Source organism: Amycolatopsis bullii (genome assembly GCF_014654205.1).
GTDB classification, from domain to species: domain Bacteria; phylum Actinomycetota; class Actinomycetes; order Mycobacteriales; family Pseudonocardiaceae; genus Amycolatopsis; species Amycolatopsis plumensis.
In genome coordinates this window covers 1-10,093 of record NZ_BNAW01000095.1, presented here as the reverse complement: position 1 = coordinate 10,093, position 10,093 = coordinate 1, and the positions used below count along the sequence as shown (strand labels likewise).

The window sequence follows — 10,093 nt, the reverse complement described above, 5'->3', positions numbered from 1 at the left end:
CTACCCCGATGAGTGGCGGCGCTGCTGCCGCGCGCCGAGCGCGGGGCCGGGGGGCGCGAGGTGCTGCTGCCCGGGCCGGATGCCGGCGGGAGTGCGCCACGGCCGGCGGGCGGTGGTTCGGCGGGCCCGGGGCCGTTCGGTGTGCCGCCGGGCGCCGGTGCCGGTGAGGACGGTCGGTCCGGTCGCCCGCCGCCCGCACCACCGCCCGCCGGGGCGGGGAACAGTGCCTTCCTCCGCGTGCGCTCGGTGCGCGTCACCGAGCACGGCTTCCAGGTCGACGTGCACGCCGATCCCCCGGTCGAGCTCCTCCGCGACGGTGACGGCCTCACCCTCCGCTCGCTCTGGTGGAACGGCCTGGGCCGGGTCACCGACGACCTCGGCCACGAATACCTCCTGCTGGCCAAGGACCACGCCGGCACCGGGACCGTCCGGCACTGGTGCCACCCGCGGCCCGCGCCGGGCGCGCGCGTCCTGCGGCTGGAGTCCGCCGGCTACCGGGGAGAGCGGGTGCGGCTGGAGCCCGCGGCCGCCGGGACGTGCGCCGAGGTGCTCGTGAAGCTCGAACTCACCGTCCGGCTGGGGGCGTGACCGTGTCCGGCGCGAAGCAGACCTGGTCGCGGCCGTTCTCCTTCGCCAGGTAGACCGCCGCGTCGGCGGACTGGAGGAGGCGCTCGAGGGTGTCGCCGTGGCGGGGGTGGCGAGCCACGCCGATCGACGTCGTGCGGTCGGCGATCGTCGCCGGGTCGCCGCGCTTGTCCGTCGTCACCATGTGCAGCTTGGCGACCGCGATGCGGATGCGCTCGGCCGCGTCCCAGGTCGCCTGTTCGTCGATGTCCGGCAGCAGAACGAGGAATTCCTCACCGCCGAAACGGCCGACCAAGTCGCTCGGTCTGGTCACTTCGTCCAGCGTTTGCGCAACCGTGCGCAGTACGTCGTCACCCGCCGGATGTCCATAGGTGTCGTTAATCCACTTGAAGTGGTCCAGATCGACCATCAGCAGGGCCAGTTGATCACCCGATCGAGCGGTCCGTTCAAGAGCCCGCTCGGCCGCCTCCGACCAGCCGCGCATGTTGAGAATGCCCGTTTTCGGGTCCGTCCGGACGTCGTTCTGGAGCTGGTCGAGTTCCGCGAGGCGATTGAAGACCACGGTCGCCACCGCCATCACGACGACCATCGGCGGGACGACGGTGAGCAGGATCGCGGTCACGGCGCCGAGGCCGATGGTGACCGCTTCGAGAAGGTTGTCGGCCGGGCTGCCCAGAACGTTACGCAGGGTCGGCTCGGACGAGAGCCCCAGCGCCAGTGCGCCGCCGACGTAGAGGATCTGGATCGTTTCGTAGACGAGGCCGGTGAGCACGATGGTGCCCGCTTCCCGCCAGAAGCCGCCCCAGCCGGGCAGCCCCAGCAGGTGCGGTCCGAGCGCCACGTACGTCAGGTGGGCGACCGCGCCGGCCAGGCCGTGGGTGATCGACGAGAAAATGAAGTTGTGGGCCGGCCTGCGCGCGATGAACCAGTGCTGCATGCGAATGAGGAAAACGACGAGCAGGGTCAGTGGCACCGGCAGGATCAATGCTGCGGAAAAGGTCCAGACTGCGGTCAGGTCGATCAGGACCTTTTTGGTCCGGTTCCGCCGCCGCTCTTCCTGGCGTTGTGTCAGTTGAATGTGGACGGTCGCGCCGACCGCGAGTATCCCGAAATTGATCCAGTCGCGCTCGCCCGGCACCGCGGAATGGGCGAAGGAAATCGCGAGCACGGCGACGGCGACGGCTTCCAGGCCGAGCATGAAGGCGATCAGCACCGGCGGCCGCCGCCAGAGCGCCCAGTGGCGGGGCCGGTACGGGTGGTCGCGCCCGGTCGGGCTGCCTGCCGCTTCGGCGTGCTCGGTCACCGGCGGGCGCCGGTCCGGTTCCGGCGCCGGCCGGGCGGCCGCCCCGCCGGCGGCGGACGGGTCGTCGTCTGGTCCGGGATGCAATTGGTCACCTCCTTTCCAGCCTAGCTCCGCACTTGAGTAATCTCATCGGTACCTGCCAGAGTGTTGACGCATTCCCTGGCCGGGTATCATCCTTCACCATCAGAACCCCGCGTTCGTGGTCGAACTGACCGTCGAACGCGGCTCAATCGCTTGTTCATGCTTCGCTTGACGGAGGTGGCGACCCGATGTCGAACCGCGACGGCTGACTCGGACGCGAATTGCTCGCCGTCCCCAGCTGAATGTCCTTCATGATCTTGTCCTGCACGGAGAGGTGGCGACCGATGTCGAACCGTGACTGCTGAATCCCCGGTGGAAATCCGTTCATGACGACCCCGGCTCCGGTTTCGCACTCCAGACCCGGCGCCACGACAACGCGACCGGGACGGCCACGAGCAGTCCCACCGCCCCCGCGAGCGCAATGGTCGCGTTCGCCGAACCGAGCCCCTGCGCGACCAGCCCGCCGACCCCCACGCCCACGCCCTGCGCGACCCGCAGCCCCGTCCGGTAGAGCCCGCCGGCGCTGCCCCTGATGTCGTTGGGCACCCACGTGATGAACGTGGCCGTCACCGTGATGACGTACGCGCCGGTCGCCCCGGCCAGCGCGAGCAGGACGAGCGCCACCGCCAGGTTCGGCTTCAGCGCGAAGGCCGCGAGCGCGGCCAGCGGCAGGGCGGCCAGCACGCCCAGCAGCTTGCGGCGGTGTTCCGTCGAGACGAACCGCGAGAGCAGGAACGTCCCCACGACGAAGCCCAGCGGGTCGGCGGCCAGCAGCCAGCCGACCGCCTGGTCACCCGCGCCCAGCTGCGCGGCGAGCGGCGCGGCGAGGCCCTCCGGGATCACCGCGAGGCCGACGAGCCAGGACAGGTAGAGCAGCACCCGCAGCCGTTCGTCGCCGAAAACCTGCCGGACGGCGCCGAACCACGGGGCGCCGCCGCTGCCCGCGGCCGGCCGCCGCAGCACCAGCAGCCGCACGGCGACGGTGGCGACCACGAACGTCAGCGCGTCGATCGCCAGCGCCCACGACGTGCCGATGCTCGTCACGAGCAGGCCGCCGGCGGCGAGACCGGCCAGCATCGCGGTGTTGTTCGTGATCCCGCGCAGGTCCTGGCTCTGCAGGTAGACGTCGTCGTCGGCGAAGATCTCCCGGCCCAGCGCGTTCTGCGCCGCGTTGCACGGCGCGTTCGCCAGCCGGGCGAAGACGAAGAGGACGAACAGCCAGCCCATCGGCATCCCGGGCACCGCCATCAGCCCGATCAGCACCGCCTGCGCCAGCGAGCCGCTCACCAGCACCGCCCGCCGCGGGAACCGGTCGGCCAGCTGGGAGAGCCCGAGCCCACCGGCGAGGGCGGGCAGGAACGTCAGGGAGTAGACGACGGCCGACAGCAGCGGCGATCCGGTCCGGTCGAAGATCAGGATGGCCAGCGCGACGATGGTCAGCTGGTCGCCGAGCATCGACTGCGTCTCGGCGAACCACAGCGCGCGGAACTCGCGGTTGGCCAGGACGGCCCGGAGCCGGGGTGTCGCGCGCGTTGTCACCCTCGTCACCACCGTCCCCCGATCGAGTGAACATGGACCGTCCGCATTGTGCCTCTCCGGTGACGACCCCATCCGGGGGTGTCACGGTCGACCACCGGAAAGCACCCACAGTATGCCGCCGGTTACGGCCCGGTGTCCCCGGAATGCGAGCCAGTCACCCCCTCGTGACCGGCCCGCGGGTACGTCCCGACTGATCGAACCGGACTCGCTCGGCGCAGGGCGGCGGCCGCTCGTCGTCGCGCCGATGCCGCGTTGGACCGAATGGGCGAAGACTGAGTGGTGAGCCGGCCGGGGTGGACGGACCGCGCGCCGCCGGCGCTGCAGATCGGGGAGAGCGATGGACGGGTTGATGCAGGGCAAGGCGGTCGTCGTCACCGGCGCCGGCCGGGGCCTGGGCGAAGCGTTCGCGGTGCACGTCGCGCGCGCGGGCGGGGCGGTGGTGGTCAACGACGTCGACGCCGAACTGGCCGAGCGGACGGCGGAGAACATCCGCGCGCACGGCGGCCGCGCCGTCGCGAGCGGGCACAGCGTGGCCGAGGCGGGCGAGGCGCAGGAGATCGTCGACCTCTGCGTCAAGGAGTTCGGCGGGATCGACGGGCTGGTCAACAACGCGGGGCTCAACTACGAGGCCCTGCCCTGGGAGGACGACGCCGAGCAGGCGCGGGAGCTCGTCGCGGTCAACGTCCTCGGCGTGGTGAACACCGGGCTGGCCGCGATCAAGGCGATGGTCGACGCGGGCACCGGCGGCTCGATCGTCAACATCTCCTCGGGCGCTTCGCTCGGGCAGCGCAAGCTCGGCGTGTACGCGGCGAGCAAGGGCGCGGTCGCGTCCCTGACCTACTCCTGGGCGCTGGACCTCGAAGACGTCGGGATCCGCGTCAACGCCGTCTGCCCGCTGGCGCACACGCGGATGGTGTGGAAGTCCGAACGCTCGCTGCGCGCCTGCCCGCCGGACCGCACGCCGTCGCGGATCGCGCCGGTTGTGCTGTTCCTGCTCGGCGAGGGCTCGCACGGCATCACCGGCCAGATGATCCGGTGCAACGGCCCGCAGCTGCACATCATGGGCCAGCCGTTCCTCAAGCAGCCGATCCTCGAGCGCCCGGTGTGGGACACCGAGACCGTGCAGAAGGCGTTCGACGAGGTCTTCTCCGCCCACCTGGAGAACTACGGCCTGGAAAAGCGCGTCCCGCCGCGGCTGCGCAAGTGGACGGAGACGACCTCGCCTCGGACGGCTTAGGAACCGGCGGCGGGCTCGGGGTCGCGGGTCGCGGCGTAGAGGGCCTCGATGTCGGCCGAATACCGGTCGTTGATGACCCGGCGCTTGAGCTTGAGCGTCGGGGTCAGCTCGCCGGATTCGGGCGTCCACGCCTTCGGCAGCACGTGGTAGCGCTTGATCTGCTCGATCCGGGCGAGCCTGCTGTTGGCCGACTCGACCGCGCGTTCCAGCTCGGCCCGCACCGCCGGGTGCGAAGCCAGCTCGTCCGGCGACGCCTCGACACCGTTCGCCGCGGCCCAGCCGGGCGCGATCTCGTCGTCGAGCACGATCAGCGCCGTCACGTACGGGCGGTCGTCGCCGATCGCGACCGCCTGGCCGATCAGCGGGTGCTCCTTGAGCAGGCCCTCGACGCGGGTCGGCGCGATGTTCTTGCCGCTCGAGGTGATGATCAGTTCCTTCTTGCGGTCGGTGATCGTCACGAAGCCGTCTTCGTCGATCGTGCCGATGTCGCCGGTCGCCAGCCAGCCGTCGGCGTCGGTGGCGTCGGCGATCGTGCCGTCCTCCTGGAGGTAGCCGAGGAACACGATCGGCCCGCGGACCAGCAGCTCGCCGTCCTCGGCGACCTTCACCTCGACGCCTTCGAGGGGCTTGCCCACGGTCCCGGCGCGGAAGGCCGAGCCGGAATTGGACGTTGCCGCGCCCGTCGTCTCGGACAGGCCCCAGACCTCGCAGATCTCGATGCCGAGCCCGGCCAGGAAGTAGATGATCTCCACCGGCAGGGCGGCCGCGCCGCTGGAGGCGACGAGCACCTTGTCGAGTCCGAGCAACGCGCGGATCGGGGCCAGCGCGGCCTCGTCGGTCTGCCGGATCTTCTCGGCCAGCTCCGCGGGCACCGGCTTGCCGGCGCTGCGCAGCTTGTAGCCCTGCTGCAGCAGCTCGTTCGCCTGCAGCAGCGCGGTGCGCTTGTCCTCCGGCACGCCGCCGAGCATGTTCTTGAGTCCGGCGACCATCTTTTCCCACACGCGCGGGACGCCGAAGAAGCTCTGCGGGTGCACCTTGCCGAGCGCGCCGACGACCGCGGCCGGGTCGGCGAGCGTGTGCACGTGCCCCGCCCAGATGATCGGCAGGTAGATCGACAGTTCCCGCTCGGCGATGTGCGCGAGCGGCAGGTACGCGATGTTCGTCGCGTGCATCGGCGGGTGGTGCAGCTCGGTGACCGCGTACCCCTGGTGGATCGCGTTGCGGTGCGACAGCACGACACCCTTGGGGTCACCGGTGGTGCCCGAGGTGTAGATCATCGACAGCGGGTCGTCCGGCTTGATGTCCTGCCAGGACCGTTCGAACGCGCCGGGGTCTTCGGCAAGCGCTTCCCGGCCGCGGGCGCGCAGGTCGGCGAAGGAGAGGAACCGGTCGTCGCCTTCGGGGAGCGCGGCCTCGTCCATGACGACGATGTGGCGCAGCGCCGGGAGGTCGTCGAGCACCGGCCGCCAGCGCGCCAGCTCGTTCTCCCCGCCGAGCACCACGACCGGCGCCGCGCTGTGCCGGGCGACGAACCGGATCTGGTCCGGGCTGAGGGTGGCGTAGGCGGTGCAGGGGATCGCGGACAGGTGCGTCGCGGCGAGGTCGGCGACGATGTGGTCCGGGCAGCCGGGCGCCATGATCAGCATGCGGTCGTGCCGGGCGAGCCCGAGCCCGGCCAGCCCGCGGGAGACCTCGGCGATCGTGGCGCGGAACTCCCCCCACGTCAGCGTCGGCTGACCTTCAAGGTCGAGCGAGGTGATCGCCGGCAGGTCCGGGTACTCGACCGCGTTGCGGTGCAGCAGCCGCGGGATCGTCTGGCCTTCGGTCTGCTCGGCGACGGACGGGGTGGTCAACGCTGGCCTCCTCGGTGCTCCGGATGGCCACACTGTAGGGGCTCCTGGCGCAGGTGGATAGAGAATCGCGGCCACGTCAACCGGCGCCATCGAAACGGACATAGCGGTCAGGTCTCCACGACTGTCCACTGTGCACACGAGCGTCCGTGCCGGAACCGCGCTTCAATGGAGGGAGCACGGACACCTGGGGGTACCGATGACGCGCTCGGCGCGCAAGCTGCTCGAAGAGATCCAGGCCGAACTCGCGCCGCGCGACGGCGACAACCGGCTCGTGCCGCTGATCACCGCGGGCCGGGCACCGCGCGCGGTGTTCGCCGCGCTCGCCGCGGAGGAGAAGCTGATCACGCTCAGCGACTGGCGCAGCTTCCACGAGCTGGCCGCCCGCGCGGACGAACCCCACGCCCGCACGTTCTTCGGCGGCCTCGCGCCGGGCGAGCAGCAGGCGAACGGGATGCTCGACGCCTTGCTCGCCGCGACTGGTCCGGACCACGGGAAAGAACGGCCGCGCGCGGGCTGTCAGGTCTACCCGGCGTACGTCGCCTGGCTCGCGCTGAACGGCGAATCGTCGGCGACCGCGGCGGGGATCTTCGCCAACTTCGCCGCCTTCGGCCGGTACTGCCGGGACGTCGCCGCCGGCATGCGCGAGCACTACGGCTTCACCGGCGAGCAGTGCGCGTTCTTCGACTTCTTTGCCGCGGACGTCCCGGAAATAGAAGAACAAGCACTCGCCGCGATCCAGGCCGGCCTCGACGCGCGCCGGCTCGACGAACGCGAAGCGCACCGCTGCGCGCGGCTGTTCCAGAGCTACGAGCTGCTCTTCTGGAACACGCTGGCCGACGAGTTCCCCGGCTGAGGGGCCCGGCGACCCCGCGGAACCGGTACCGGGCCACCGCAGCGTGATCGACCGGATGCAGATTGCGGAATGCCGGGAATTCAGGCTCGGTGTCCGGTGAATCCGCGGCTATTACCGTCGATCCTGCGCATTCCGCTTTCGGTGGGCTGTCCACTCCGGACGAACGGGGTGCGCGGGAGCCTGAGCGCGGGTCCGTGATGTTTGTCACCGAACGATCCACCGCTGTCGTACGTAGAGGGCCGGCCCGGGACGCGCGGCGGGTTCCGAGAGCGCTTCCATTACTCACTTATGTGCGTGGAACCGAAGTCGGCCTGCGACGAAGGTCACGACTTACGGTGGTGGACTTTCGAAGCGCAGGCAGCGAGTGTGGAACGGTCACCGTTCCAAGATCACGTTATCGCCACGGACTTGACGCGCCCTGGAGGGCTGCCTAACGTCGTCGCGGGCGAAGCAGACCACGGTGATGTTGATCCGGCTGGTCGGAATCCGGGTGTTGACCGCCTCGGGCGACCCGAAACCATGTACTGCCGGAAGGAAAACGGACCCAGGTGAAGCAGATTTCTCTTCGACGCAACCGGGGATCCTCGATTCGGAAGCGCGTGCTCACGATCGCGCTCATCCCCAGTGTGGCCCTCCTGCTGGTCGGGGTGGCCCTCGCGGGCTACCTCATCTACGACGCGGTCACCGCTCGTGATTACACCAGCCGGATCCGGAACTCGGAAGCCCCCGCGATCCCCTTCTTCGCCGCGCTGCAGCAAGAGCGCCAGGCGACGCTGAGCCTGCTGGCCGGCCAGAGCAACCAGCGCGCCGTGCTCGCGGCCGTCCGCCCGAAGACGGACGCGACCGCCGCGAAGGAGATCGAGAACCTCCGCGACAACTTCGCCGACTACGACAACACCCCGCCGAGCGTGCAGAAGAACATCGCCACGTTCTTCGGGCTGTTCCAGCAGCTGCCGCAGACCCGCCAGGCGGTCGACAGCGGCCAGATGCAGATCAGCCAGGCGTTCGCCTACTACAACAAGCTGTTCGACCAGTTCACCGACGGCGTGGCCGGGCTCGCGCAGAACGCGCGCGGTGCCCAGAACGCGTTCGACCGGCTGACGGCCATCCCGCTGTTCACCGCGGCCGACGCGATGCAGCGCAGTGACGCGCTCGCCGCCGCCGGGCTGGCCGCGGGCGGGCTGAGCAACGAGGACTTCCGCGCCTACGTCGGCCAGGTCGGTGCCTACCACGCCCAGCTCGACGCGTCGGCGCCGAAGATGATCCCCGAGGTCAAGGCGAAGTACGACCAGCTGCTGGCCAGCCAGCCGTGGCAGACGGTGAACCAGGTCGAGACCGCGTTCCTGCGCGGTGACCTGTCGAAGCTGCCGGTGGCGCAGGACCAGTGGCGCACGGCTGCCCGCCAGGTCGGCGACGCGCTGATGCTCATCTTCGTGACGCAGAGCTCCAACGCGAGCCAGGCCGCGATCAACGACGCGGACTCGACGTTCACCGAGTCGCTGATCGCCGGCGTGGTCGCGGTCCTGTTCGCGGTCTTCGTGGTCTTCGTCGCCGTCCGGCTGTCGAACCGGCTCATCGGCCGCCTGCACCGACTGCGCGAGGACACCCTCGACGCCGCCGAGGTCCGGCTGCCCGAGCTGGTCGCCCGGGTCCAGGCGGGCGAGCCCGTCGACCTCGAAGAGGGTGGCCACTTCCTCGACCACGGCACCGACGAGATCGGCCAGGTCGCCGACGCGTTCAACAAGGCGCAGCAGACCGCCATCGCGGCCGCCATCGACGAGGCGAAGACCAAGGAGGGCACCAAGACGGTGTTCCTCAACATCGCCCACCGCAGCCAGGTCATCGTGCACCGCCAGCTCAAGGTGCTCGACCAGGCCGAGCGCAAGCAGGAGGACCCGGAGCAGCTGGACACGCTGTTCCAGCTCGACCACCTCTCCACCCGCGCCCGCCGGAACGCCGAGAACCTGATCATCCTCGGCGGTGGGCAGCCGGGCCGCCAGTGGCGCAACCCGGTCGGGCTGGCCGAGCTGGTCCGCGGCGCGTCCGCCGAAACCGAGGACTTCGCCAGGGTCAAGGCGGCGGTGCTGCCGCAGATCGCCGTCCGCGGCCCGGTCGTCGGCGACCTCGTGCACCTGCTCGCCGAGCTGATCGACAACGCGACGGCGTTCTCGCCGCCGCAGTCGCGGGTCGAGATCCGCGGCAACGTGGTCGGCAAGGGTGTCGTGATCGAGGTCGAGGACCAGGGCCTCGGGCTCGAGCCGGACCAGACCGAAGAGATCAACGCGATGCTGGCCGACCCGCCGGACTTCGGGATCATGGCGCTGTCGGACGAGCCGCGCCTCGGCCTGTTCGTGGTCGCGCGGCTGGCCGCGCGGCACGGCATCCAGGTGCACCTGCGCGAGTCCGCCTACGGCGGCACCCGGGCCATCGTCCTGGTGCGCACCGACCTGCTCGCCCCGCTCGCGGAGACCGAGCCGGAGCAGCCGATCACCCCGCCGAAGCCGGAGCTGGTCCCGAACCCGGTCGAGCCGGAGACCACGGCCAACGACGAGGTCGCGCCGCTCAAGCGGCCGGTGCGCCGCCCGGCCCGGCACCGCACCGAGCCGCCCGCCGCGCCCCCGACGGCCCCGGCCGCTGTGACC

The 10,093-nt window shown here is 70.7% G+C and carries 7 protein-coding genes; 4 read left to right on the top strand and 3 right to left on the bottom strand.

Going from position 1 to position 10,093, the window contains the following annotated elements; all coding sequences use genetic code 11:
- Positions 1 to 237 precede the first annotated feature (237 nt).
- On the top strand, positions 238 to 588 hold the full coding sequence (locus tag IE317_RS45005) for a hypothetical protein (protein ID WP_229903246.1): 351 nt from the start codon (positions 238 to 240) through the stop codon (positions 586 to 588).
- Here IE317_RS45005 and IE317_RS43785 read toward each other — a convergent pair.
- Together IE317_RS43785 and IE317_RS43780 are read right to left on the bottom strand one after the other, a co-directional pair.
- Complete coding sequence (locus tag IE317_RS43785; RefSeq protein WP_191317258.1) at positions 566 to 1,972, bottom strand: GGDEF domain-containing protein; 1,407 nt, start codon at positions 1,970 to 1,972, stop codon at positions 566 to 568. The genes IE317_RS45005 and IE317_RS43785 overlap by 23 nt on opposite strands.
- 321 nt (positions 1,973 to 2,293) lie before the next feature.
- On the bottom strand, positions 2,294 to 3,508 hold the full coding sequence (locus IE317_RS43780) for an MFS transporter (protein WP_191317257.1): 1,215 nt from the start codon (positions 3,506 to 3,508) through the stop codon (positions 2,294 to 2,296).
- Positions 3,509 to 3,845: 337 nt separating this feature from the next.
- Here IE317_RS43780 and IE317_RS43775 point away from each other — a divergent pair, with 337 nt between their 5' ends.
- Positions 3,846 to 4,745, top strand: a complete 900-nt coding sequence (locus tag IE317_RS43775) for an SDR family NAD(P)-dependent oxidoreductase (RefSeq protein WP_191317256.1) — start codon at positions 3,846 to 3,848, stop codon at positions 4,743 to 4,745.
- On the opposite strand, the gene IE317_RS43770 is transcribed toward IE317_RS43775, so the two are convergent.
- On the bottom strand, positions 4,742 to 6,598 hold the full coding sequence (locus IE317_RS43770) for an AMP-dependent synthetase/ligase (RefSeq protein WP_191317255.1): 1,857 nt from the start codon (positions 6,596 to 6,598) through the stop codon (positions 4,742 to 4,744). The two genes, IE317_RS43775 and IE317_RS43770, sit on opposite strands and share 4 nt — an antisense overlap.
- Positions 6,599 to 6,794: 196 nt before the next feature.
- Between IE317_RS43770 and IE317_RS43765 the strand changes: the two genes are divergently transcribed.
- Both IE317_RS43765 and IE317_RS43760 read left to right on the top strand, forming a co-directional pair.
- Positions 6,795 to 7,451 carry a transcriptional regulator gene (locus tag IE317_RS43765; protein ID WP_191317254.1) on the top strand — a complete coding sequence of 219 codons (657 nt, stop codon included), beginning with the start codon at positions 6,795 to 6,797 and terminating at the stop codon, positions 7,449 to 7,451.
- 599 nt (positions 7,452 to 8,050) lie between these two features.
- The coding region (locus IE317_RS43760) for a sensor histidine kinase (protein WP_191317253.1) at positions 8,051 to 10,093 on the top strand (2,043 nt) is incomplete at its 3' end.